Source organism: Gluconobacter sp. R75690, assembly GCF_015244525.1.
Classification (GTDB): Bacteria; Pseudomonadota; Alphaproteobacteria; order Acetobacterales; family Acetobacteraceae; genus Gluconobacter; species Gluconobacter potus.
Window position 1 is genome coordinate 67,939 of the sequence record NZ_JABCQB010000014.1, and the last position, 24,007, is coordinate 91,945.

The 24,007-nt window shown below is 60.0% G+C and carries 24 protein-coding genes, 1 tRNA gene and 2 pseudogenes; 12 read left to right on the top strand and 15 right to left on the bottom strand.

The window, feature by feature from the left end:
• Positions 1 to 31 precede the first annotated feature (31 nt).
• Complete coding sequence (locus tag HKD27_RS14420; protein WP_228518549.1) at positions 32 to 505, top strand: cupin domain-containing protein; 474 nt, start codon at positions 32 to 34, stop codon at positions 503 to 505.
• Between the two features lie 81 nt (positions 506 to 586).
• Positions 587 to 1,756, top strand: coding sequence for a pyridoxal phosphate-dependent aminotransferase (locus HKD27_RS14425; protein ID WP_062497906.1), 1,170 nt, complete (start codon positions 587 to 589; stop codon positions 1,754 to 1,756).
• A 28-nt stretch (positions 1,757 to 1,784) separates the two neighbouring features.
• On the opposite strand, the gene hpnC is transcribed toward HKD27_RS14425, so the two are convergent.
• Genes hpnC through hpnA form a run of 3 tightly spaced genes read right to left on the bottom strand, consistent with a single transcriptional unit; the run spans position 1,785 to position 4,782 of the window.
• Positions 1,785 to 2,648, bottom strand: coding sequence for a squalene synthase HpnC (gene hpnC, locus HKD27_RS14430; RefSeq protein ID WP_194689923.1), 864 nt, complete (start codon positions 2,646 to 2,648; stop codon positions 1,785 to 1,787).
• Positions 2,645 to 3,787: a glycosyltransferase gene (locus HKD27_RS14435; RefSeq protein WP_062458921.1), complete on the bottom strand. Its 1,143-nt coding sequence runs from the start codon at positions 3,785 to 3,787 to the stop codon at positions 2,645 to 2,647. Before HKD27_RS14435 ends, hpnC begins: the two co-directional genes overlap by 4 nt.
• Positions 3,787 to 4,782: a hopanoid-associated sugar epimerase gene (hpnA, locus tag HKD27_RS14440; protein WP_041112417.1), complete on the bottom strand. Its 996-nt coding sequence runs from the start codon at positions 4,780 to 4,782 to the stop codon at positions 3,787 to 3,789. Before hpnA ends, HKD27_RS14435 begins: the two co-directional genes overlap by 1 nt.
• A gap of 134 nt (positions 4,783 to 4,916) precedes the next feature.
• On the opposite strand from hpnA, the gene HKD27_RS14445 reads away from it, so the two are divergent.
• Positions 4,917 to 6,098: an HpnL family protein gene (locus tag HKD27_RS14445; protein ID WP_194689937.1), complete on the top strand. Its 1,182-nt coding sequence runs from the start codon at positions 4,917 to 4,919 to the stop codon at positions 6,096 to 6,098.
• Positions 6,095 to 6,976 carry a prephenate dehydrogenase/arogenate dehydrogenase family protein gene (locus HKD27_RS14450; RefSeq protein ID WP_194689924.1) on the top strand — a complete coding sequence of 294 codons (882 nt, stop codon included), beginning with the start codon at positions 6,095 to 6,097 and terminating at the stop codon, positions 6,974 to 6,976. The genes HKD27_RS14445 and HKD27_RS14450 overlap by 4 nt, the downstream gene beginning before the upstream one ends.
• A gap of 68 nt (positions 6,977 to 7,044) precedes the next feature.
• Here HKD27_RS14450 and pyk read toward each other — a convergent pair whose 3' ends face one another.
• The 4 genes from pyk to HKD27_RS14470 all read right to left on the bottom strand — a co-directional run bounded on the left by pyk (position 7,045) and on the right by HKD27_RS14470 (position 10,664).
• Positions 7,045 to 8,475 (bottom strand): pyruvate kinase, encoded by a 1,431-nt coding sequence (gene pyk / locus HKD27_RS14455; RefSeq protein WP_041112415.1) that lies wholly within the window; start codon positions 8,473 to 8,475, stop codon positions 7,045 to 7,047.
• Positions 8,476 to 8,499: 24 nt separating this feature from the next.
• The gene (locus HKD27_RS14460) at positions 8,500 to 9,435 is read right to left on the bottom strand and encodes an SH3 domain-containing protein (protein ID WP_194689925.1); all 936 of its coding nucleotides are present in this window, start codon (positions 9,433 to 9,435) and stop codon (positions 8,500 to 8,502) included.
• Positions 9,436 to 9,519: 84 nt separating this feature from the next.
• Positions 9,520 to 9,897, bottom strand: a complete 378-nt coding sequence (locus HKD27_RS14465; RefSeq protein ID WP_194689926.1) for a DsrE family protein — start codon at positions 9,895 to 9,897, stop codon at positions 9,520 to 9,522.
• Positions 9,897 to 10,664: a HesA/MoeB/ThiF family protein gene (locus HKD27_RS14470; protein WP_194689927.1), complete on the bottom strand. Its 768-nt coding sequence runs from the start codon at positions 10,662 to 10,664 to the stop codon at positions 9,897 to 9,899. Before HKD27_RS14470 ends, HKD27_RS14465 begins: the two co-directional genes overlap by 1 nt.
• Positions 10,665 to 10,765: 101 nt before the next feature.
• Here HKD27_RS14470 and HKD27_RS14475 point away from each other — a divergent pair, with 101 nt between their 5' ends.
• Complete coding sequence (locus tag HKD27_RS14475) at positions 10,766 to 11,287, top strand: DUF2939 domain-containing protein (RefSeq protein ID WP_062448183.1); 522 nt, start codon at positions 10,766 to 10,768, stop codon at positions 11,285 to 11,287.
• 21 nt (positions 11,288 to 11,308) lie between these two features.
• Here HKD27_RS14475 and HKD27_RS14480 read toward each other — a convergent pair whose 3' ends face one another.
• Positions 11,309 to 11,533, bottom strand: a complete 225-nt coding sequence (locus HKD27_RS14480; RefSeq protein WP_011253749.1) for a DUF3126 family protein — start codon at positions 11,531 to 11,533, stop codon at positions 11,309 to 11,311.
• A gap of 187 nt (positions 11,534 to 11,720) precedes the next feature.
• Between HKD27_RS14480 and HKD27_RS14485 the strand changes: the two genes are divergently transcribed.
• Positions 11,721 to 12,320 carry a hypothetical protein gene (locus HKD27_RS14485; protein WP_062498183.1) on the top strand — a complete coding sequence of 200 codons (600 nt, stop codon included), beginning with the start codon at positions 11,721 to 11,723 and terminating at the stop codon, positions 12,318 to 12,320.
• Between the two features lie 42 nt (positions 12,321 to 12,362).
• Here HKD27_RS14485 and HKD27_RS14490 read toward each other — a convergent pair whose 3' ends face one another.
• From HKD27_RS14490 to HKD27_RS14510, 5 genes are read right to left on the bottom strand one after another with little or no spacing between them, the layout of a single operon-like run.
• Positions 12,363 to 13,061: a pyridoxine 5'-phosphate synthase gene (locus HKD27_RS14490; protein ID WP_194689928.1), complete on the bottom strand. Its 699-nt coding sequence runs from the start codon at positions 13,059 to 13,061 to the stop codon at positions 12,363 to 12,365.
• A complete protein-coding gene (pdxA, locus tag HKD27_RS14495) occupies positions 13,058 to 14,062 on the bottom strand; it encodes a 4-hydroxythreonine-4-phosphate dehydrogenase PdxA (protein ID WP_194689929.1) in 1,005 nt (334 codons plus the stop codon). The genes HKD27_RS14490 and pdxA overlap by 4 nt, the downstream gene beginning before the upstream one ends.
• Positions 14,063 to 14,064: 2 nt before the next feature.
• A complete protein-coding gene (locus tag HKD27_RS14500; RefSeq protein ID WP_228518552.1) occupies positions 14,065 to 15,489 on the bottom strand; it encodes a M20/M25/M40 family metallo-hydrolase in 1,425 nt (474 codons plus the stop codon).
• A 57-nt stretch (positions 15,490 to 15,546) separates the two neighbouring features.
• Positions 15,547 to 18,639 carry a glycosyltransferase gene (locus HKD27_RS14505; protein WP_194689930.1) on the bottom strand — a complete coding sequence of 1,031 codons (3,093 nt, stop codon included), beginning with the start codon at positions 18,637 to 18,639 and terminating at the stop codon, positions 15,547 to 15,549.
• Between the two features lie 54 nt (positions 18,640 to 18,693).
• The gene (locus HKD27_RS14510) at positions 18,694 to 19,215 is read right to left on the bottom strand and encodes a protein-export chaperone SecB (RefSeq protein WP_062497896.1); all 522 of its coding nucleotides are present in this window, start codon (positions 19,213 to 19,215) and stop codon (positions 18,694 to 18,696) included.
• Positions 19,216 to 19,679: 464 nt separating this feature from the next.
• Here HKD27_RS14510 and HKD27_RS14515 point away from each other — a divergent pair, with 464 nt between their 5' ends.
• The 5 genes and pseudogenes from HKD27_RS14515 to HKD27_RS14535 form a co-directional block, all read left to right on the top strand.
• Positions 19,680 to 20,018 (top strand): LapA family protein, encoded by a 339-nt coding sequence (locus HKD27_RS14515; RefSeq protein ID WP_024716887.1) that lies wholly within the window; start codon positions 19,680 to 19,682, stop codon positions 20,016 to 20,018.
• A gap of 8 nt (positions 20,019 to 20,026) precedes the next feature.
• Positions 20,027 to 20,737 carry an orotidine-5'-phosphate decarboxylase gene (gene pyrF / locus HKD27_RS14520; RefSeq protein ID WP_194689931.1) on the top strand — a complete coding sequence of 237 codons (711 nt, stop codon included), beginning with the start codon at positions 20,027 to 20,029 and terminating at the stop codon, positions 20,735 to 20,737.
• Entirely contained in the window at positions 20,734 to 21,390 is a 657-nt protein-coding gene (locus HKD27_RS14525; protein ID WP_194689932.1) for a phosphoribosylanthranilate isomerase, read from the top strand. The genes pyrF and HKD27_RS14525 overlap by 4 nt, the downstream gene beginning before the upstream one ends.
• 18 nt (positions 21,391 to 21,408) lie before the next feature.
• Positions 21,409 to 21,499 (top strand) — tRNA-Ser (locus HKD27_RS14530).
• 158 nt (positions 21,500 to 21,657) lie between these two features.
• A pseudogene (locus tag HKD27_RS14535) lies at positions 21,658 to 21,900 on the top strand (Arm DNA-binding domain-containing protein); the annotation flags it as partial.
• A gap of 125 nt (positions 21,901 to 22,025) precedes the next feature.
• On the opposite strand, the pseudogene HKD27_RS16530 reads toward HKD27_RS14535, so the two are convergent.
• Both HKD27_RS16530 and HKD27_RS14540 read right to left on the bottom strand, forming a co-directional pair.
• A pseudogene (locus HKD27_RS16530) lies at positions 22,026 to 22,121 on the bottom strand (transcriptional regulator); the annotation flags it as partial.
• Between the two features lie 77 nt (positions 22,122 to 22,198).
• Entirely contained in the window at positions 22,199 to 22,894 is a 696-nt protein-coding gene (locus HKD27_RS14540; RefSeq protein WP_194689933.1) for a VIT family protein, read from the bottom strand.
• A gap of 163 nt (positions 22,895 to 23,057) precedes the next feature.
• Here HKD27_RS14540 and HKD27_RS14545 point away from each other — a divergent pair, with 163 nt between their 5' ends.
• A complete protein-coding gene (locus HKD27_RS14545; protein ID WP_370544281.1) occupies positions 23,058 to 23,678 on the top strand; it encodes a cytochrome b in 621 nt (206 codons plus the stop codon).
• The last annotated feature ends 329 nt before the right edge of the window (positions 23,679 to 24,007 follow it).

Consider the following 24,007-nt stretch of genomic DNA (forward strand, 5'->3'; position numbering starts at 1 on the left):
AACGCAACACCTGAAGAGGAGTCTTTGCGCCATGCGTTTCCTTCCCCAGATGAACCCGGCCCTTCTTGCGGGGGCAGTGGCAACTGCGATCCTTACGGCACCGCTTGCCATCGCGCAGACGACACCCCCTGCGACAGCCAGTGGCCACGCCGAGCATCTCCTCGCGGACGATCACTCCTGGAACGGCACTCCTTACGACCATTACCCGGCAACCCATCCGATGCTCAGCATGATCCGGCTGACGATCCCGGCGCATTCCGCCCTGCCCTGGCATGTGCATCCCTACCCCAATGCGGGCTATGTGCTTGAAGGCACCCTCACGATCGAGGACCGTGAGAGTGGCAAGAAACGCACGTTCCATCAGGGTCAAGCCTTCGCGGAATCGGTCAATGACGTGCACCGGGGTGTGACCGGTGATGGACAGACGGTTCTGCTGTTGACCTATGCCGGCTCTCCCGGAAAGCCGACATCCATCCCCCTTCCCGGCCAGCAGAAAGAATACTGAAAATATCCCCCGGGTCTGCTTTGACAGGGAAAACGTTTCGGAACTAACATGTTCTGGCCTTAGTCTGGAGTATGGCCCACAATGACCAGTTCCCTCTCTCCCGCCGCCCGCAGCGACCTTCTGGCGCGGGGCTACTCCCGCCGCAGTTTCGGACGGATCGCCACGCTTCTGGCAGCGGGCGCGACCGTTCACGCTCTGACGAAGTCCGCGCATGCCGCCATTCTCCCGTCAGGCATCAACTTTGAAGGCATGACCCGTCTGGGTAGCAATGAATGCTGGACAGGCCCCTTCCCGGAAGCCGCGCAGGCCGGTGCTTCTTCCGTTTTCCAGAGCAACCGCTACGACCCGACCGGCCACATGCGCGATGATCTGGTCAAGGCTGCTTCTGACGTGGAAGGACTTCCCGAGAGCCATGTCATGACATGGTGCGGCTCATCCGATCCTCTCGCCCGCGCGATTGTCACGTTCTGCTCGCCCACCCGTGGGCTTGTCACGGCAGATCCGAGCTATGAAGCCGGCTGGGTGGCTGCTGACTGGCTGAAGATCCCCCTCGCCCGCGTGCCACTGTCCGCCAAGGGCGGCTATCGCACCGACGTACGCGCCATGCTGGCGGCCGATCCTAATGCCGGCGTCTACTACATCTGCTCCCCGAACAATCCGACCGGGACGCTCACGCCTCTGCGCGACATCGCGTGGCTGGTCGAGCACAAGCCGAAGGGCTCTGTCGTTCTGGTCGATGAAGCCTATATCCACTTTTCAGAAGCGCCGAGCGCCGTGGAAATGGTCGCCAAGAACAAGGACGTGGTCGTTCTGCGGACCTTCTCCAAGATGTTCGCCATGGCGGGCATGCGTCTTGGACTGACATTCGCCAGACCCGATCTGCATGAAGCCATGATGCGTTATGACGGCAAGAGCGCGACCGCGATGCTGCCGGTCCCGGCCATGGCCTGCGGCACGATGAGCCTGACCATGAAATCAGCCATCGCTGCCCGCCGTCAGGAAATGATTGCAGCCCGGAACATGACGTTCCAGCATCTGCGCAAGCGTGGCATCCATTTCATTCCGTCGGACGCGAACATGTTCGTCATTGACTGGAAGAAACCGGCAGAGCCGATCAAGGATGCGTTTTTGCAGCAGAAAGTCGTGATCGGACGCTCCTGGCCTGTCTGGCCGAATGCCTCCCGGATTACCGTCGGCTCCATGGATGAAATGAAGATCTTCTGTACGGCACTGGACCGGATCATCGCCTGATCCGATCCAGTCTCCCTGCCGTTCCGGCTCAGCTGGCGGCAGGGAAATAACGCAGCGCCCGGAACAGGGCCTTCGCTCCATCCGTCTTCGTTAGAGCTACACGTTCCAGCAACGGGTCCTGACATCGCAGGCGGGTTGTCAGGATATGGCACAGTTCCACAATGACGGCCGCTTCCAGCCGCATCCGGCGATCCCGGATCAGGAGCGGCAGGATCCGGGCGTTTCTGTTGAGCACGTCCACCCCATCCAGCATCCGGTCGAACACGCGGCGAACCCCCGGCTTGCTGCGCACCAGACGCAGGTCATCCAGACAGACGCCCTCTTCTTCCAGCCACGGCAGCGGCACATAGCACCGGTCGAGGACCTTCAGATCGTCCGCGACGTCCTGAAGATGATTGACGACCTGAAGCGCGGAACACAGGGCATCGGAAGGCGCGAGCGTCTCTTCGGCCTCACCGTGCAGCAGGAGCAGGAAGCGGCCGACGGGGTTTGCTGAGTATTTGCAGTAATGCAGCAGCTCGTCCCAGCTTTCATAGCGGGTCTTTTCCGCGTCCATGCAGAACGCTTCGAGAAGATCCGTCGCCGTTTCCAGCGGGACGCCCGTCTGAAGGAGCACTTCGCGCAGTTTGACAGCCGTCTGTGCGTCAGCGCGCGGAGGTGCGGTGATTTCGCCCCGGATGACCGCCGCCATGCCCCTGAGCCGTGCAATTTTTTCGGCAGGCGTCAGCTCTGTCGTGTCCACCATGTCATCCGCGACACGCGCAAAATTATAATAGGTATGGACGTAAGGCCGGAGCCGTGGAGCGATCAGGAAGGAACCGACGGGAAAGTTCTCGTCGGATTTGCCTTTGGCAGAGGTGACGTCTTTCGTCCCCCAGATGCTGTCTGTCACGATGTTTCATCCGTGTAGGAACGATTTTTCCAGCGCACGCCGACCCCACGGTGGTGATCGAGGGCCGAGCCGATGGTTGCCGCCATATAGAAGGCCGCAACGAGCGGGAGAGGAATGGCACGCCATAGTGGCAGGCCAAAGCGGCGGAGCGTCGGTACGAATGTCAGGCAGGACAGCAGATAGGTCAGAAGCCCGACCCGTCGTTCCCGCCCCTTGCCGAACAGGGCGAGTGCCACCGGCAGAAGCCAGATCGTCGCCATCCCGATGATCGTTGCAAGCAGCAGGACCGGCGAATAGCGCAACTGCACATAAGCCGTCCGGGCGATCATGTGCCACACGTCCTTCATGCCGCGATACGGCCGTACGGACCACGCCAGTGCACTGTGCCCCAGATAGAGCCGGCCACCCGAACGCTTTACATGTGCAGCCAGTGTGCAATCGTCGATCAGGGCGCCGCGCAGGGCACTGATACCCCCGATCCGCTCCAGCGCCCGACGCCGCAGAAGGATGGTCCCGCCAGCCGCACCTGCGATCCGCGAATGTTCGCTCGCAATCCGCGAAAACGGATAGAGCATCGCAAAGAAATAGACGAACGCCGGAACCAGAAAACGCTCGGCAGTGCTCTCGCAGTTCAGCGCCACCATTTCCGAGACAAGATCCAGATCATCTTCCCGGGCCTTGGCGACCAGAGAGGAAAGATGGCCCGGGGCATGCATGATGTCCGCGTCTGTCAGCAGGATGTAGCCATAAGGGCCGATCCGCGTCAGGGCTTCCTGCTCTCCCTGATGGACCGCCCACAGCTTGCCACTCCATCCGGCAGGGCGCTTCTGGCCCGAAATGACGGTCAGGCGGTGATGCGGATCAGGCAGCGCGCGTGCAATGTCGCCGGTCCCGTCCGTGCTCTCGTCATCGACCAGGATGACGGACAGTTTCCCGTCATAATCCTGTTCCAGAAGGGATGTCAGGCACTCACGAATGGAGTCCGCTTCGTCCCGGGCGGGGACGACCACCGCCACGTCCGGTGCGCAGACCGGCGTGGGCTTCTGGGCGAGAATGGGGCCTTTCTGCCAGAACTTCCCATGGAACAGCGAAAGATAGATCCAGGCTCCCAGGCTGGTCAGTGCAGTTCCGAACAGCATTATTTCATCCGTCCGTGCTGACGGAACCAGGCAATGGCGTCTGTCACGGCATCGCGGGCCGGGCGTGGGGCATATCCGAGTTCTTTCTTCGCCTTGTCGGACGAGAAGAACATCAGTTTCTTGGACATGGCCAGCGTCTCACGCGTGACGCGCGGCTCGATGCCGAACCCGCGGGCCAGCCATTCGGATACAAGCGCCACGGGATAGAGCCAGGACTGCTTGAGCTTGACGGCAGGAGGTTTCACCCCGGCAATCTGGCTGACCATGCGGAACAGGTCGCCCAGCATGATGTTCTCACCGCCGAGAATGTATTTCTCGCCGATCTTTCCCCGCTCCAAGGCAAGGGCATGACCTTCGGCGACGTCATCGACATGAACGATGTTCAGCCCGGTCTCGACATAGGCCGGCATGTTTCCGCTGGCACAATCGAGGATCATCTGTCCCGTGGGCGTCGGCTTGATATCCCGCGGACCCACCGGCGTCGAGGGGTTCACGATAATCGCCGGAAGGTTCTTCTCGCGGACCAGACGAAGGACTTCCTGTTCCGCGCGGTATTTCGAAAGTTTGTAGATCCCGATGACCTGGCTTTCGGAAACCGGCGTGGTTTCGTCTGCCGGCACGCCGTCGCTTCGCAGCCCCAGGGCCGCAACCGACGAACAGTAAATGATTTTTTCCACCCCAGCTTCGAGAGCAGCCAGCATCAGGTTGCGGGTGCCTTCCACATTGGCCTTCATCATGGTTTCCGGATCAGGAACCCAGAGTCGGTAATCAGCAGCGACGTGGAACAGGATTTTGACGCCCTTCAGCGCCGGAGCGAGCGTGTCAGGATCGGAAAGGTCACCGACGGCGAGTTCCGCGTTCAGCTCAGCAATATTTGAACGGTCGGATGTCGGCCGGACGAGAAGCCTCAGGCGGTGGCCGCGTTCTTCTAGGACGCGGGCGACGGCAGAGCCGACAAACCCCGTAGCCCCCGTAACGAGTGTGACATCGTTCATGGTGGCAGAGTCTCCTTGGGTCATCAGCAGATGGTTGCAATTTATGACAGCATAATCCCCCCGGCTTTTCGGGGAAAGCGTCTGAAAGGGTGGAATATTCACCCTGTGTGCGATAGAGCGTGTCCAAACGGTATGTGACGAAGACGTTGAAAAAAACTCTCCCTGTTCTGCTTTCCCTTCTCGGGGTGGCCCTTTTCACCTTCATTGCGGCCAAGGCGGGTATTCATCCCGTCATGGAAGCACTTTCAAAAGTCGGTGTTGGTGGCTTCCTGCTTCTCGCGGCCTGCCAGCTTCTGATCGACATGGGGCTCGGCGTTGCGTGGCATGCGGCGGTGCCGCTGCTGAGCGTGCGGCGTCTCATGGGAGCGCGTCTGGTCCGTGACAGCGCGGGAGCATGTCTTCCGTTCTCCCAGCTCGGTGGCATGGTCATTGGTGTCCGCGCCACGCTGGCCGGTGTGGATCCCCGCACCGTCAAGGGAGAAGAACTGCACTGGCCCGAAGGTGTCGCCGCAAATCTGGTGGACATCACGACCGAGGTTCTGGGGCAGATCGCCTTCGTCCTGATCGCCCTTCTCTGCCTGATCGGGCATCACGGGGCCTCACGATTTGTCTGGCCGCTCATCGGTGGCATGGTTCTGCTGAGCCTTGGAATTGCCGGCTTCATCTGGACCCAGCAGCGTGGCGGAGTGATGGTCCGCAAGGCTGCGGCGTTCCTCGGGAAGCACATTGCCGCGGAATGGCGCGATTCCCTGATCGGCAATACGGAGACCTTCCAGTTACGACTCGAAAGCCTGTGGAGCCGGCCGGACAGGATTTCCCTCGGCGCATTCTGCCATCTGCTATGCTGGATGGGCAGTGCAGCCATGACGTGGCTGGCCCTCCAGCTTCTCGGCGCGCATGTCGGATTTTTCTCCTCGGTCGCAATCGAGGGTGTGGTCTGTGGCATCATGTCGGCCGGTTTTCTTGTGCCGGGCGCTCTTGGCGTACAGGAAGCCGCCTATGTCGCGCTGGGCATGATTTTCGGCATTGATGCCGAAATCTCGCTCAGCCTTTCCCTGCTGCGCCGTGGACGGGACATCCTGATCGGTATTCCCGTCCTGCTGGTCTGGCAGATTGTGGAAATGCGTCGGCTGCGTCATGCGCCTTCTGCGGAAGCAAGCAAAAGCACGCCGGCTCCGTCTCCGGCTTCCGCCCGCAAGACTGTCATTCCCCCTGCAGTGACGGCCCTTGCCGGTAACATCAAGAAAGAGGCCACGTCCCGGGACGGCAAGAAAACCGAGGACACCCCCTTCGCGACGGCTCCCAGAGTTTTATGACACCTCTTTTCAGGTCTTTCTCGGTCATCGGCCCGGGGCTGATCGGCTCGTCCGTTCTGCGCCGGGCCCGGGAAACGGGGGCAATTGCCGAAACCCTGATCGCAGCCGATTCAAACCCCGCCGTTCTTGAACGAGTCCGGGAGCTGGGCATCGCGGATATCACGACGTCCGATCCTGCCGTCGCTGCGCAGGCGGATTGCGTCATGATCTGCGTTCCCGTTGGCGCGGTGGAACAGGTCGCCCGTCATGTGCTCCCCTTTATGAAACCCGGCAGCATTCTGACGGATGTGGCCTCCGTTCGTGGGCAGCTCGGCCCGACACTGGCGGCGATCCTGCCCGAAAACGTGGCGTATGTTCCCGGCCACCCGATGGCTGGAACTGAACATTCAGGGCCGGATGCAGGGTTTTCGACGCTGTTCGAGGATCGCTGGGCCCTGCTCGTTCCGCCTGAAGGCGCGGATCCGAAGGCTGTGAACACGATCGAACAGCTCTGGACGTTGTGCGGAGCGCGCACGAAAATCCTGTCTGATGAAAAGCACGACAGGATCTGCGCCATGGTCAGCCACCTGCCGCATCTCCTCGCCTTTACGATCTGCGATACCGCAGACAACCTGTCCGATGAAATCCGCGCGGCCGTCCTGGATTATGCTGCGTCGGGCTTTCGTGATTTTACACGGATTGCTGCGTCGGACCCGGTCATGTGGCGGGATATCTTCCTGGCCAACAAGGAGGCGCTGCTAGGGACGCTCGACAAGTTCGTGGCTGACACGCAGGCAATGGCCGATGCAATCCGCATCGGTGACGAAGCGGCCATCACGAGCCGGATCGAGCGCGGGCGCGCCATCCGCCGGACCCTGATCGAAAACCGTCAGGCCTGAATCCTGCTGAGCTGAACTACCCAGACATAAGCGACTGCCGGGCGAACGCCCGGCAGTCGCTGGCATGTTCAGGCTGTAATGACGCGCAGGGTGTTCGTGCTGCCGGAATGACCCGAAGGCAGGCCGGCCAGGATTAGAACCCGATCCCCGGTTTTGCAGAAACCCATGTTGCGTGCGAGTTCGGCAACAGGACCGGCCAGAGGCTCGATGCCCTGAGTGCTCTGTTCGCTGTTGATCAGATGCGGAAAGACGCCCCATACAACGCACAGCCGGCGTGCAACCCACAGTTCGGGCGTCAGGGCAATGATCGGACAATGCGGCCGCTCACGGGACAGGCGCATGGCTCCTGCTCCACTCCGGGTGCGGCATGCGATGGCACCGGCATGAAGCGTGCGGCTGACCTGCCAGGCGGCCTGAACGATCGCGCTCTGGACGGTTTCATCCGGTGCCGGGCGCAGACGGTCCATACGGAGACGCCACTCGGTGTCCTGCTCCACGCGCTCGGCAATCCGCACCATCATCGAGACGGCTTCGACAGGGTACTTGCCTGCCGCACTTTCCGCCGACAGCATGACGGCATCTGCGCCATCGTAAACGGCATTGGAAACATCGGACACTTCGGCGCGGGTCGGCGTCGGGCTTTCGATCATGCTCTCAAGCATCTGTGTCGCCACGATGACCGGGCGGCACTGCTTGCGGGCTTCGGCAATGGCGCGCTTCTGTGCGACCGGAACTTCCTCGGGCGGCAGTTCCACGCCCAGGTCGCCACGCGCCACCATGATCGCGTCCGACAGGTGCACGATGGCTGCCAGATCATCCATCGCCTGCGGCTTTTCAAGCTTGGTCACGATGGCTGCACGACCTGCCGCGATCTCGCGGGCTTCCTGCACGTCCTCGGGGCGCTGCACGAACGAGAGCGCCACAAAATCCACACCCAGCGACAGTGCGAAGTCAAAGTCGCGGCGATCCTTCTCGGTCAGTGCCGGAATGGGCAGCGTCACGTCGGGAACATTGACGCCCTTGCGCTCCGAGAGCTTTCCGCCCACGACCACAACCGTCTCAAGGAACCCCTCGCCCGTCTTTACGACACGCAGCTTGAGCTTGCCGTCATCCAGCAGGAGATGGCTTCCCGGCTTGGCGGCGGAAATGATTTCCGGATGCGGCAGGCAGACGCGCGAAACCGTACCGGGTGTCCGGTCCAGATCCAGGCGGAACGGCTTGCCTTCCTCGAGGATTACCGGACCGTTCTCGAACACGCCGACACGCAGTTTCGGTCCCTGAAGATCCGCCAGAATGGCCAGCGGATGCCCGACCTTCTCCTCGGCGGCCCGGATGGCGGCATGGCGCTCGCCGTGATCCTCATGTGCGCCGTGGGAGAAATTGAGCCGGAAGACATTCACGCCCGCCTGCGCCAGGGAAAGGATCATCTCGGGTGAGGATGAGGCCGGCCCAAGAGTCGCGACGATCCGCGTGCGGCGGTAATGGGAACTGGATGTCATATACGGCGTCCTCGATCGAAAAAATCAGTTTGGTTGAATCGTCTCACCCGGGAGCAGCCCCCAGAAAAGACGGCGGGGCAGCCAGCCCTCGTAGCCCTTCACACTCACGCGGCACCACTGGGAGTTCTGGGGGCACAGCTTGATGTTGCCCACCGTTCCCTGCTGCAGCACCGCGATGACGGTGCTATCTTCTTCCGGATGGCTCATGAGGAGCACATCATTTTTATGTGCCCGCGCCTCGTCCTGAGTGGCGACACGGGCGAGAATACGGGCATCGGCCTTGCCGATATGGTCGCCTTCCTGCGCGCTCGCCTCGCCGTTCTGGGCTTTCACGCCTTCGGGAGGCAGGCCCGGAATGACAAAGGTCCGGCTGCCATAGAGCGTTGCCTGATGCACCCAGCCCTTCTGGCCATCGGAATCCTCGACAAGGCGCCACACATCGAATTCACGCTCGATTTCCACGGGCAGTCCGCGGCGGTGATAGACCCAGTCGATCGGATACCGGTCTCCCGGCCCGCGACGCATATAGACCTTGTCGGCCCGGAGCGCGGCATAGCGCGGCAGCGGCAGTCCGGTGTTGCTGCCCTTGTCCGTATTTTCAGGAACTGGCGGAACAGGCGGAGTTGCAGGCTGATCCGCTGCTGCTGCACCCGCCGCTGTTGCGGCAGCGCCCGCGGCAACGGCCGGAGCGGCATGCTTCAGAACTGCATGATGTGCCGCTTTGTGCTTCGCAGTCGGTGATGCGGGTTTTGCCGCATCGGCCTTGTGATGCTTTTTGGCCGACGCATGCTTGTCCGCAGCCTTCGCGGCCGTCTCCCCATGCTTCTTGTGATGATGGGCAGCCCAGGCATCGGAACTCACGAAGCCCGGAGCAGCAAGCAGGACCGTACCTGCCAGCAGCGCGCGAAGAAGAGCGGAATGGCCTTTGGCGGGACGCAGAGGGAAGACTGACATTCTCATGAGCGCATCCCTGCCAAGGGCCGAAGGTTTGGGCAAGTCATCAAAACGGGAAAGACGTCCGAAAATCGTGTCTTGGGCAGGAACTTACAGCGCAAGGACGGGATTGTCTCCCGCCAGTTCGAGAAAGCTGACAATTCCCCGCACCGTGACCCCGTCCAGCAGATCTTTTTCAGACAGGCCTGCCATTCTGAGACCAGCCTCGCAGGCCATGACCGTCGCGCCGAGATCCAGCACCGCCTCCCGGAGTTCCCTGAAACCCGCGATCCCACGGGTTTCAAGCTCACTGTCCGCAATGACGCCTTCAAGCCCTTTCCACTCCGGTGTCAGAGCCAGAACGCTGCGTCCGCCGGCAAAAATCGTCACATCGCGTCCGAGCGACAGGCCACCGGCTGCAACGACGAATGCGTAATGAGCCCGCTGCCAGGAATCGTCGGCCAGCGTCAGGAACATGGGCTGTGTCATCAGGCTACCCGCTCATCATGATGGATCTGGCAAGTCGGATCACGCTTCAACACGAAACTCTCCATCGTTCCCGACAGCGCGTCCCAAAGGCTCACCTGTGTCTGGTCCGTTCCTTCCAGTCCGATGATTTCCCGCATGACTTCTACCGCCATCAGGCTCCCCATGACGCCCGTCGCTGCGCCAAGCACGCCGGACATGCCGCAGTTCGGCGCTTCTGTCTGTGCGGCCTCGGGAAACAGGCACCGATAGCAGGGGCCACCCTTCTGCGGCCTGAATACGGCCAACTGTCCCGAAAATCCCTGCACCGCCCCGGACACCAGCGAACGGCCATGCCGCACGCAGGCATCGGAGACGGCCAGCCGTGTGACGACGTTATCGGTCCCGTCACAGACCAGATCATATTGCGGCACAAGCGTATCCAGCGTCGTGCCCGTCGCGCGAACCGGATGCGGACTGACCGTCACCAGCGGGTTCATCGCCTTCAGACGCTTCGCCGCGGCCTCGACCTTGAACGCTCCGATGTCGTCAGTGCCATAGAGAACCTGCCGCTGCAGATTGCTGAGATCGACGCGGTCATCGTCCATGATTCCGATACGTCCGATTCCCGACGCAGCGAGTTGCTGAAGCAGTGGAGCTCCCAGCCCTCCCGCGCCGACTACCAGAACAGAGGCCCCGCGAAGCCGCGCTTGCCCGATCGCTCCGACCTGAGGCAGGAGAATGTGGCGGGAATACCGTTCCAGCTCGTGGTCGGAAAAATTCATGTCCATGAAATGATGATAATTGCTGACTTTCACTCTTGAAAGACGTTAGCGTCGGTGTCGTTCAACACTGTCCTGGTGTCTCGCAGGACCCGAGCAGAGAAGTCATCATGAAAAACGGTTTTCGCAGAGTCATGCCGCGCGCATGGCAGGGACTTGGTGTCAGTGCAGGCGCTGTTCTGGCCGCCTACGCGGTGTCGCCCTATCTCGCCCTGTGGGATATCGACCGGGCCATGAACGGCAACAATCCGTCGCGCCTGGCGCCTCATGTGGACTGGTCAGCGCTGACGCACTGTCTCAAGGAACAGTTTACGCCCGCGGCTCCTGCCGATGACGATCTGCCAGGATTCGGAAGTTCATTTGCAGGACAGGTCGTGTCCAATGCCATCGATACGCATCTGACGCCCGCGACCCTGATGACTACGGCACATCAGGTGATGCCGCATGGCCCCGCCACGTCAGACTGGCTTGGAATGTGGCATTCCATGCATGCCCATTTCGTGAGCCCCGGAAAGTTCGAGGCCAGTCTGGATCAGCCGGGACAGACACCATTCGTCCTGCACATGAAGTTCGAGCACTGGGGCTGGAAGATCACGCGATTCGAAATGCCTGCCCCGGCTCACGCTGCCTGAGGCTTAACGCTGCCTGGAATTTCAGGCAGCCGGCAGGTCTTCTTCCAGAACCGTGATGTGGATGGCGTAGGAGACCTCGCCTTCATCCTCATCGCGGTGAACCGTCCCGATGACTTCTCCGGCAACGGCCAGTTCAACGCTCATGCCCTTGCGGCTGGGCTTGTTGACCGTGAGCTTCGGGGAGCCCAGCAGGCGCTGGAGCGTGGTCTGGAGGCGTGTCACCTCGGATGGGGTCATATCGGCCATTGGTGGCATTCCTGTGATGCAAGGGAACTGCCCTCTAACCCATCATCCGGAACAAAGGAACCCGCTTCCTCTATCCCCGTCAGGGATGCTGATGTAGAAACAGGACACTTCACATCTGATTGTGACCTGTTCGTCATGAATCGTTCCGGGTCTGCAGTCTGCTTCCCTTACGCGCAAAGGAGACATGATGCGCCCCGTTTTTACACGTATGTTCGTTGCCCTGACGGCTACCGCAGCCCTTTCGGGGTGTGGTTATTTCGATTCCCGCAGCGCTCACAAGGCACAGCTGGAAATGGTCGGGATGACCAGCTACGATCTTCAGGCCTGTGCCGGTATTCCGGGTAGCACAAAAAAGCTGAACGATACGACCGAGCTCTGGCAGTATGACGGCACCATGGCACTTCCGACCATGCCGGCCGATTCCGGCTTCATTCCCGTCCAGTCCGCCATCAGCATCTACCAGTCTGCGTTCGGTGGCGGTGGTACGGCATGTCGCATGCTTGTTCGCATGGATCATGACCGGGTTTCGGAAGTGCATTACACGGGCAATGACGACGAATATATCGGAACGGACGGCATCTGCTCCATTATTACCCGCGGCTGTGCCCGTCAGCGTGAATCCACGATGCGTCGCGTGAATGGTGGACCCTTTGGTCCTGTTTCGGGCTTCCATCCGCCCCGCACGCCACCCCAGAATGGTTCGGCGACATATTCAGACCAGTCAGGAAAATATGTTCCGAACTTCACAAAAGACGACACCCAGCCGGTTATTCAACCGGTCAAGTAAATCGCAAAGTAAGGCGGGATGGCAGCATCCCGCCTTTTTCTTTCAGGGATTGATGAGGCCCTTCATTTTCCGGACTACCGGTCCCAGCCCGTCAAAAATAGCCTCTCCAATCAGGAAATGGCCAATATTCAGTTCGGCAAGCCCTGTCAGGCCCGCAATTGCGCCCACATTGTCGTAAGTTAGTCCGTGCCCGGCATGGAGTTCGAGCCCACAGGCTGCGACCGTCTCCGCCGCTGACCGCAGGCGCTCCAGTTCCTCACTGCCGCCCAGAGCGTAAGCTCCGGTATGAAGCTCTACAACGGGCGCTCCCAGAGCTGCGGCGGTTTCGATCTGTCGCGCCTCGGGATCGATGAACAGTGAAACCCGGATGCCAGCATCCCGCAGTCGCGCGATTTTCGGCTTGAGTGCCTCACTCTGTCCCACGACATCCAGACCGCCCTCGGTCGTGACTTCCTGCCGTTTTTCAGGAACCAGACAGCAGGCATGGGGACGAAGGTTACAGGCAATCCGGACCATCTCGTCCGTCGCGGCCATCTCGAAGTTCAGAGGCGCGGAAAGTGCCCTGAGACGCGGCATGTCAGCATCGCGGATGTGACGCCTGTCTTCCCGCAGATGTGCCGTAATCCCGTCCGCACCCGAGGCGATGGCCAGTTCGGCCGCTGCCACCGGGTCCGGAAACGTGCCCCCTCTGGCATTGCGCAGCGTGGCGACGTGATCGATGTTCACTCCAAGACGGATCATGATCCTCTTCCTTCCCGATAAGCGCTCATTTCGCCAGCCAGCCGGATCGCCGCCAGAAGACTGGACACATCCGCCCGGCACGTCTCCGTCACAGGGCCTGCGATATCAAAAGCCGTCCCATGATCGGGCGACGTGCGGATGATCGGAAGCCCGAGCGTCACGTTCACGCCTTCTTCCATATCAAGCGTCTTCAGCGGAATGAGCGCCTGATCATGATACATGCAGATCGCCACATCGTAATGCAGCCGGGCCTTGGCGCTGAACATCGTGTCCGGCGGCATCGGTCCCCGACAGTCGATCCCCTGTGCCTGGAGCCTATCGATCGCGGGCTGGACGATGGTGATTTCCTCATCGCCCATCATGCCATGCTCACCAGCATGAGGGTTCAGCCCCGCTATCGCAAGACGCGGCGCCATGATCCCGAAGTCACGTTTGAGCGCGGCATTGGCAATCTCCGCCACCTGCACGATGCGTTCGGTTGTCAGCGTATTCAGGGCGTTCCGAAGCGAGACATGAACCGTCACCGGCACGACCCTGAGCTGGGGCGAGGCCAGCATCATGATTTCCTCTCCCGGCATGTCACACAGAGCCGCCAGAAATTCCGTATGCCCCGGATAGGGAAAACCGGCCGCAGCCAGAACATGCTTGGCAATCGGGTTCGTCACGACCCCTCCTGCCCGTCCCGCAAGGGCATACTCAACAGCCTGACGGATACTGCTGATCGTCGCCGTGGCATTCCGGGAATCAGGCTGGCCCGGAATGACATCCACTTCGCACGGCACTGGCAGAACGGGCAGGCTGTCAGCAAAGACAGCTGGCGCCACTTCCGGCGTTGCGATGCAGGTCACGGGCACGGCGCGTTCAACCAGACGCGGATCACCCAGCCAGAAGAACGTTCCTTCCCCTGAATGCCGCAGCCTCCGCCAGGCTTCTGCCGCAAGCTGTGGGCCGATCCCCGCCGGATCCCCGAGCGTCAGTGCAAGCGGTGGCGGGTGTTTCATCGTCAGCCCGCGTCTGCCAGCGCCGCAAGGACGCGCACCCAGGAACGGATACCCTTGTGAAAGGAATCCAGCCCGTACTGCTCGTTCGGGGAATGGATCCGGTCGTCATTCTGGGCAAACCCGATCATCAGAGCATCCAGCCCCAGCGCATCGCGGACTTCGCCGACTACAGGAATGGAGCCGCCCGAGCCGACAGTCGCGGCAGGCACGCCCCACTCATCACTCAGGGCCTTCAGGGCTGGTGCCAGAAAACGGCTGTCACGGGAAACTTCAAAGCCCGGAGAACCGCCATGGGCCGTGAATGTGACGTGGGCGTCGGAAGGCAGGGATGCGCGGATATGGGCGCGGAAAGCCTCGCGGATGCGGTCCGGGTCCTGACCGGGAACCAGCCGGAACGAGACCTTGGCCATGGCTTTGGCGGGAAGAACGGTCTTGAATCCCTCGCCTTCATAGCCGCCGGAGATGCCGTTGATTTCACAACTCGGGCGACACCATGTCTGTTCGATCGCACTATAGGCTTTCTCGCCTGCCGCAACCGACAGTCCTGCCTCTTCCAGCAGGGAGCGGTCATTGGGGAAAAGCCTGCTCCACTGCGCCCGGGTGGCAGGAGACGGATCCTGGATGCCGTCATAGAAACCCGGCAGCGTGACGCCACCCTCGGCGTTCCGAAGCGTCGCCAGGGCCTGGCAGAGAACGGCAATCGGATTGGCGGCAGCATTGCCGTACAGACCGGAATGCAGATCATGGCTGGCACACTGGATGACCACTTCCTCGGCCATCATGCCGCGCAGGGACGTCGTGATACCCGGTGTCCTGCGATCCGCCATGCCTGTATCACACACAAGCGCCACATCCGCTTTGAGTTCGGCGGCATTTTCCTTAAGGAACGGGAACAGGTTCGCCCCGCCACATTCCTCTTCACCTTCAAGCAGAACACTCACTTTGACCGGAAGTGCCCCCGTGACCTCTTTCCAGGCGCGGCAGGCTTCAAGGAAGGTCATCACCTGCCCCTTGTCGTCGCTCGCACCGCGGGCAACGATCACCTTGCGACCTGAAGCGTCCTCGATCAGTCGCGGATCGAAAGGAGGAGCATTCCAGAGCGCTTCCGGATCTGTGGGCTGCACATCGTAATGACCATAGAACAGGACATGCGGCCGGCCATTGCTATCGTCCGGTGTCTGATCATGGCTCACGACCATTGGATGCCCGGGGGCCGCCCAGTGAACGTCGCGGATCTCTGCCTTCATCCCGAGCTGTTCAAGTTCCTTCCGCATCCAGTCCGCAGCTTTCCGGCAGTCGGCGGCATGGGCAGGCTGCGTAGAGATGCTCGGAATACGGAGAAGCTCGAAGAGGCGTGAGACCGAAGCATCCAGATGGGTGTCAACGGCCTGGAGAACGGTATCAAGTGTCTCGGAATTGGCAGTCATCTTGTGTTCCATGTTCGGGGTATCAGTCACCCAAAATCAGACCGGAGAGCCGGTCTTTCAATCGCCGTCGGTCGTAAGTCGGCGCGGCTGGAGACGGATCGGCGCGGGAGCAAAACCGGGAGCGGTCTCGGACAGCCTGTGCGCACGCGGCGTTACGGTCGAAGCTGCAAGAGGTGTGGTGCCTGCCGCGATGGAAAGGATCTCGCGGAGACCATCATGAAAATTCGAACTGGACGCCTCCTCTGCCATCCGGGCCTGTACGCCATGGCTTATCGTATTCCACAGATCCATGTCCGTATACAGCCGGATCACGGCCTGGGCGAAGCGGTCCGGATCACAGAAGCCGCCAGACAGACAATCCTTCCCGTCTTCCCATCCCAGTGTCTGGCAGACTGTTTCGGAGAGAACGGCAGGCAGCCCCGCCGCAGCGGCATCCAGAACTTCCCGTGGAATGGCCGGCAGAACGCGTGTGGGCTCCACGAGAATACGGCGTGACCTGTAGAGAGCGGCAAGATCGGCGTCCTCCGGGAAGGCTTCCAGTCGCCGATATCGCGTGAAAGCGGAGAGATCGACCCCGGCGGCCTTGTGGCCCGCAAGAAGGACGGTTGCGTCCGGCGGCAGACCGCGATCGAGCTTGGAAAGGACGTCATGAATAAACCAGTGAAGACCATCATGAATCACATCGCCACTGGCAAAAACAGGCAGAACAAGCAGGATGCCCGAGCGTTCTCCAAATCCGGGTGAAAGCGTCGTCGGAACAGGCGGTGCACCAAGAACACGCACATTGGTGAGGCCAAGAACTTCCAGATCGGCCTTCTCGGTTTCCGTTCCGGCAATTACCGCCTGCGTCATCCAGACCTGGTCAATATCCTGGTCCAGATCATCAAAAAGCAGCTCCCGGTTATTGACTGCTCCGACAAGCCGGCGGTTATGGGTCTCCCTGGCATGGCTTGCGTGAATATCCGCGACCATTCCAAGTCTGGGCAGTGACTGCGGATACTGTTGCAGGATCGGTGCGGCACGCTGGAGCGTTTTCATGCCGCCAATCCAGACGTAATCGAAGCATCCCGCCCGCTCGCGCAGGAAATCCGGAAGCTCGGACAGGTCACAATCGTCCATCAGTTCGATGGCTGCCGGAAAATCCAGCGCCGTTGAGACACAGTCATGAAGGCTGCCGTCGAGCGGAAAAACGGTCACCTGATATCCCAGCTGGCTCAGCCCGATCATCATGTCACGGTGGCGCAGAAAGGGTGTTCCCAGAACGACATGGGGCAGCCGTTCACACAGGAACAGGATGGTTGGCGCTCCGGATGCGGAGCGGGCCCGCATGAGGCTTGTTCCCGGCAATGGCTGCCTGGAGAGCAGTCCTGCAAAGCGGCGTTTCAGCCACGCCTCATTGCGGGATCGCAGTTCTGACGCGATTCCCGGTTCCGAAGCCGACCGATCGAGCACATCCGGATCATAAAGGATTTTGCCTCCCGCCTGTCGCAGGGACAGGCAGATCGCCAGCATTTCGGCTTCCGGGCCAATGCAGCCGGGACTGAGCCGGTTGTGATCATGGAGCGGAAGCCGGCGACAGAACAGAAGGCCGCCGGTAAAGGCGTCTACCCATCTCCGAAACGCGATTTCAGGTTCGTTCGCCCGTAATCCCTGCCCAAAGGGTGTAAAGGCCGCATTGCGCCAGACGATGCTGCCGGCTTCCCGGACCCGTCCATCAAGTCCCAGGGACTGCCCGCCTACGGCGTAGACTTCCGGGTCCGCGAAGGCTTCAAGAGCAATCTTCAGGGTGCCGGGAAAAGGCTGTACGCCTGCGGCCAGAAGCAGGATGACCTCTGCCCTTGCAAGCTCAAGCCCAAGCCCGATCTGCTCGGCATGCGTGGTTCGGTAAGGAGGGCGGACAATGTGAATTCCACGAACGAATCTTTCGATCTGGGCTGTCTCATCCGTGGAACCCGCATCGACCAGAATGATCTGAAGATTGCGCTCACTGTTCGCATGAAGGGCGGCAAGCGTTGCAAGGGTTTCCAGAAACTGGTTCGAAACAGGCAGGATGACCGTTACGTCCGGTATGGTGACCGGGCGGAAATCCAGTGGCCCGCGGATCAGTGAGGGAATGAGGGTCTGCGCCCGCTTGAGATCCAGAAGCTGGCATTGCTCTGCAGGAATGTCAGCAACAACGTCGTTTACAGGATTATTCTGGGACTGGACCCAGAGTGTGAAGATATCGGAGATATCCGGTCTGCGCAGTTGGCGCTGCGTTCCGCTCTGACCTAGGAAACCGGCGAGATCGACGCCAGCCTGTGGCTGTCGTTTCTCGGCAATGCCGAAACGGATGAAATGCTCATAGCCGTTCCGGAAGCCTCCATGGCCCACGATATTGCCAACATCGGGATACTGCGCAGCATAAAAGGCTTCGCTGAACCACGGATTGGGATCATAGGCTGTTGGATTGCCATTGGTCAGGTAATGATGAAGCGGACTCTGGTATCTGCCGTTCTCCAGTGCGTCCACCACATCCGGATAACGCTCAAGATACCATTGCGGGTCGAAATACCAGGAGCTGCGCCGGCGACCGGCCATTGAAAACCTGATGAACTGGGCGAAATCGCCAATCGCAAAGTCATAGTGCTGCCGTTCAGCCATGCTGGCGGCACGAAAGACTTCGGGATCGAAAAACACATGCGACTTGCGATGTTCCTGATCGCCGATCGCAAGATAATGATCATAACCGTTGCAGAACCCCTGTGATGCCAGAACATGAGGGCTCAGGTCAGGATTGCAGCTGAAATAATTTTCTTCGGAAAAAAGCCAGTGCGGCGAGCGGCTCCGGAAGCCACTTTCGCAGTAATGAAGGAAACCGCTGTCAAAAATCCCCAGACTGATGCCTTCCCGGACATCCGGATTCTGGCGCAGATACCATTCTTCATCAAAAAAACGGTTGGGAGAGAACCCTGCCCTGGCGCCCCGGCTCTTCCAGTGCTGCTCCAGCCCTTCGTCACTCAGATCAAGCTCGCCAGCCTCTCCGCTCTCCTTGGCTTCCTCACGCAGTCGCAGCCCATAGCGTGTGCGGTACCATTCAGCGTCAAACGCAGCCCACAGAGGCGGCCGGTCGCCCGCGAAAGCCGGAGATGCAAGGATGTGATCTTTCATTGACGCTGGATCCTCTGGGAGCGCACACGGAATGGTAAAGCTGTCGCGTCAGGTTTAACGCTGCTGCGCGCGCCGGCTCTGCCAGAGTTCATGGAAGTCAATGGGCTGGATGTTGGGAGACGGGAATCCTGCTTCACGAACCGTATTCAGCATGACGCTGCGCGCGGGTGGAAACAGGAAGCGCGGTGCTTCAACCAGCAACAGGGGTTCGACCGCGTCCTGCGGGATACGCCCCGTCAGACCGAACAGTCCTGCATACGCCACACTGAGTTCATACAGTACCTTCGGATTGGGAGCGTCCTGTGTGGGCGCTCGCTCAAATCCCTGTGCACGGATAACCAGACTGACCTCGAATGTTGGCTGGTCTCCGAGCTGGCGCCCTGTCACGTCGACCATCATGCCGATATGAGGCTGCGACGGCAGTTCCCTGTACACGTCCGGAGTATTCTGTACGTCAATCGACAACGTCCGGAGATATTGCGAACCGATGATGAGAGATGAGGAGGACGGGAGGGAGTCAGAGACATCCAGGCTGGCAGGAGTGCCGGTTACGGTGTCGGCGTATGTTTGGCTCATTATGTCTGCATCCTCATGCGGTCATCATCATTTCCTACATTTCATACTGCACTGAAATGCAAGGAAATGTGGCGCCCTATACTCTGTCATGATGTTTGCGTTTTGACTAGCGGGACGAAATCCGGTGATCTTTCAGCCTGAAGCTCCAGACGCTCGCAATCGGTTCTGGTTCCGTGAAAGGCATGGAGTGTTTTTCCCATCAGCCCGACAGGCAGGACCTTTTCGTTTCCAGTCTGCCAAAACAACCAGGAAGACAGCATTTTCCGGAGGTGGTCACCGTCATGGGATGATTTCAGACACCGCAATCCCTTTCGGTGATACGTTGAGGGTGATATCGCCATCTGGCGCAATGTCAGCACTGGCGCATGATACCGCCTGCACTGGGCATCATGACTGCTGACAGGGATCAATCTTCCTGCCCGCACGTCTTGTTGCGCTGCAGGTAGCACGATAGGACCATGTTCATGCTCAGACTGCTCATTCTCGTCATTCTTCTTGCGGTCCTGATCGTTTTTGCTCTGAGCAATACGGATCTGGAACCCATCTGGCTGGTTTCCTTCGGCTGGCATCTGTCCATTGGCACCCTTGTCCTGGGCGTCGGCGTGGTCGCTCTCCTGTTTGGTTTCCTGATCGGTCTGATCGGTGACATGCAGCAGCGTTCGCGCGCCCGCCGCGCCGAGCAGCATGTCCGCACCCTGGAAAGTCAGCTGGTTGAACTCCATCAGCGTCTCGACCGTCTTCAAAACCCAGCAGGTTCCCCCCTTCCCGGCACCACTCCCGTCCAGCCTGAACAGAAGGTCTGATCTCCACCATGTCCAGGCGCACACGACTGATCGCAGCCCTCGATACCGCATCCCGCTCCACAGCCCAGCACTGGGCCGACAGCCTGAAAAATGACGTCGACGCCATTAAACTGGGTCTCGAGTTTACCTATGCCTGCGGTCTGGATGCGGTAAAAACCGTATCGGCCGGGCACGAACTGTTTCTGGACCTGAAACTGCACGACATTCCCCACACCGTCGCATCGGGCCTGTCTGCCCTCGCCCCGCTCAGACCTGCCCTGACGACAATCCATTCCAGTGGCGGTTCCGAAATGATCGCCCGGTCCCGGGAAGCTCTTGAGAGCGCTTTTCCCGCTGGCACAAAACGCCCGAAACTGCTTGCCGTTACGGTTCTGACGAGCATGAACGCTGAGGGTCTGCTGGATATCGGCGTCAACGCCACGCCCCAGGAACAGGTGCTCAGACTTGGAAAACTGGCCATCAGCGCTGGTGCGGACGGGCTGGTCTGTTCGGCGCATGAGATTGCGCCTCTACGCGATGCCCTGGGTGACGATCCCGTTCTGGTCGTGCCGGGCATCCGGCCTGCTGGCAGCGCTTCCGATGACCAGAAGCGCATCATGACGCCCCGACAGGCTGCCCAAGCCGGAGCAGACTGGATCGTCGTGGGGCGGCCCATCACGAAAGCCTCAGATCCGGTTCTGGCCGCCAGAGCCATCATGGAGGAACTGGCCAGCGCATGACCGGCGTCAAGATCTGCGGAATTCGTGACACCCAGACGATGGCGCTTTGCGCGCGTCTGATGGTTGACTGGGTCGGGTTCGTATTCTGCGACGCTTCGCCACGGTTTGTAACCGCTGATGACGCCCTGCGCCTGCATGAGAGCGCACCATCCGGTCAGGAAGGTGGGCCTCTGCGGGTCGGCCTGTTCGTGAAATCCGATGACGACTTCATCGCGCAGGTTCTGCGGACTGTCCCGCTGGATATTCTCCAGATCTATGATACCCCGGAACGGGCAATCGAAATCCAGTCCCGCTTTGGACGTCCCGTCTGGCAGGCTTGCGGCATTGCCAGACATTCGGATTTGCCGACAAACTCAGACATGGCAGGATATGTCATCGAAGCCCCCAAACAGGAACAGGATCACCGCCCAGGTGGCCTCGGCCGGACTTTTGACTGGTCCCTGACCCGGAACTGGACACCACCCTCATTCTGGATGCTCGCAGGCGGCCTGACCCCCCGGAATGTCCAACGGGCAATCCAGGAAAGCCAGGCACCGGCAGTTGACGTCTCTTCGGGAGTGGAGGCCACTCCTGGCAGCAAATCCGCTGAACTTATTGAAAAATTTGTCCAGAACAGTCGAAAGGCACTTGATCTCAAGCCGAAGCTCTCGTAAACACCGCCTCGCTCGACAGGAGAGATGGCCGAGCGGCTTAAGGCGCACGCTTGGAAAGCGTGTGTACGTTAATAGCGTACCGTGGGTTCGAATCCCACTCTCTCCGCCAGCGATACCCCCACCATTAGTGACCGTTATTGACCAAGGGCAGCCAAATCTGCCCTTTTCCTCCATCTGGTTTGTGTCCATTAATGACGAGAACAAACCATGAACCGCAATGCGAATGGGGGTATCAATGGGGGTATCGTTTGAAGGCTGGGGGTATCGGTGCTGACAGACGTCGCCGTGCGCAAGGCCGCGCCGAAGGAAACGCCGTATAAGCTCAGTGATGCGCAGGGTCTCTATCTACTGGTAAAGCCGAACGGGACAAAGCTCTGGCGCCTGAAATATCGTTTTGGAGGCAAGGAGAAGGCCCTGTCCTTCGGGGCCTATTCCGAGATCAGCCTCATCAATGCCAGGCGAGCCCGGGAGAGTGCCCGTGAAGACTTACGCAACGGGCTGGACCCTTCCCTCACCCGGCAGCCAGCTATCATCAACCTTGGTCCGCTGCGGCGTATGATGCGTCGGATTGAACACACCCTTTCCTATCCCATCATCCAGCTTGCGCTACGCTTTCTCCCCCTGACATCGGTCCGGCCGTCCGGCTCATGGCGTACCAGCAGACGAAAGATCTCCAGCCGGGTAGGTTGCGACAGGGCAGTCAGGGCCACGAGGGCAGATTTTGTATCCATAAATCGACGATTATGGATGTATTGGATGAAGTCAAGGCTATCCAGGACGTGCCTCGTTCAGAACCTGGAGAGCGGTGTCACACACCGAACAGGCGGCCGATCCCGCCCGTGACGATCATCGCAACAACACCCCAGAACGTCACGCGCAGTGCTGGACGCAAAGGCGCCGCACCGCCGGCAATCGCGCCAACGACGCCCAGAACAGCGAGAACCACGACGGACGTCAGGGACACGCCCCAGGATACCCACGCCACGGGGGTCAGAACCGCCGCGAGCACGGGCAGCAGGGCTCCGGATGAAAAGGCGGTTGCCGAGGCGAATGCCGCCTGTATGGGTCTTGCTGCCGTGGCCTCGGACAGACCCAGTTCATCCCTGGCATGGGCGCCGAGCGCATCATGCTTCATGAGGGCGACGGCGACCTTGCGCGCGAGATCTCCATCCAGTCCTCTCTTCTGATAGATCCCGGCCAGTTCAGTGACTTCTCCCTCCCAGTCCGTGGCCAGTTCCTGTTTTTCGCGGGCGATATCGGCGTGTTCGGAATCAGCCTGGGAACTGACCGAAACATACTCGCCAGCCGCCATGGACAGGGCGCCTGCGACAAGTGCGGACAAACCCGCGATAAGAATGCTGCCGCGTGTCGCATGAGAACTGGCCACGCCGACGATGAGGCTGCCGGTTGACAGTGTTCCGTCATTGGCGCCGAGAACGGCCGCACGCAGCCACCCGAGTTTCTCGACAGAATGACGTTCGGCCAGAGGATGGAGACGCGACATCAGACGACCTGTTGTTTCTGGTAAATAGAATTCAAGCATAAGATGTATCTCTTGTCGTTACAATAGATATTTTATTCTGATATTGCGAGTTATTTTCAATATTATCGATGTTTTCGGGAAATCTGTTCTGTTCAGAACCCTGTCAGGTAAGCATGATATGAAAATGGATTCAGATTTTTCTGCCGAGACACATATGCCTGATTCAACGCCGCACATCGCGGACGGTCTGTTGCGCTACGACAGACCGACGATCATCTTTCACTGGATGACAGCCTTTCTGGTGCTGTTTCAGTTCGCCGTGGGTGAGACCTGGAACTGGCCGGCAAAATCCGTCCATCATCTGATGGTCGTCGCGCATCTGACCGCCGGTATCCTGCTGACGGCGATCATGGCTATCCGTATTGTCTGGCGTCTGACGGAAGGTCGACACCTGTCGGACCTTCTCCGGCCCCTGGACCGGATATTCGCGCTTGGAGCGGAGTACATGCTTTATGGGCTGCTTTTGGCGGAAATCGTGCTCGGCTATCTCTGGCGATGGGGTGCCGGACAGACGATGAGTTTTTTCGGCTTCCTGATCCCATCCCCATTTGCGCGGTTTCCACCGTTAACCGTGACGTGGCTTCACACGCTGCATAGCTGGAACGCCTGGCTGATCATGGGTCTTGCGACAGGCCACGGCGCAGCGGCGCTTTTTCATCAGTTCGTCCTAAAAGACAAAGTACTTGGGCGCATGCTGCCGCGGGGGTTCTTGTCTCGTCAGAGAGACGATCAGCGTCCTGTCTGATTTTCATGACCAAGCAGCACCGTGATGCTGGGCCGCCAACAAGCCAGGGCTGATGCTCTATGTGTTGTTACTGTCGGCCTGACATGGCTTCTGGTGTATGAGAATTTTCGACCGGTTAAGGGGGGCTTTTCCCGTCGAGCGGGAAGATAAGGGCAACGGACAGACTCGCCTCTAGGCTCATGACCCATTGAAGGGGGGCAGTCAGTATGGGGGAAACCAGGTTCTGTTGACAAAAGGTCTTCCCAGACTGGCTTGGACGTGATTCAAAGCTGGTCTTTGCGGAGACCTGTAGATGCGTGGTGACCTGACGGACGAGGAATGGGCGATCA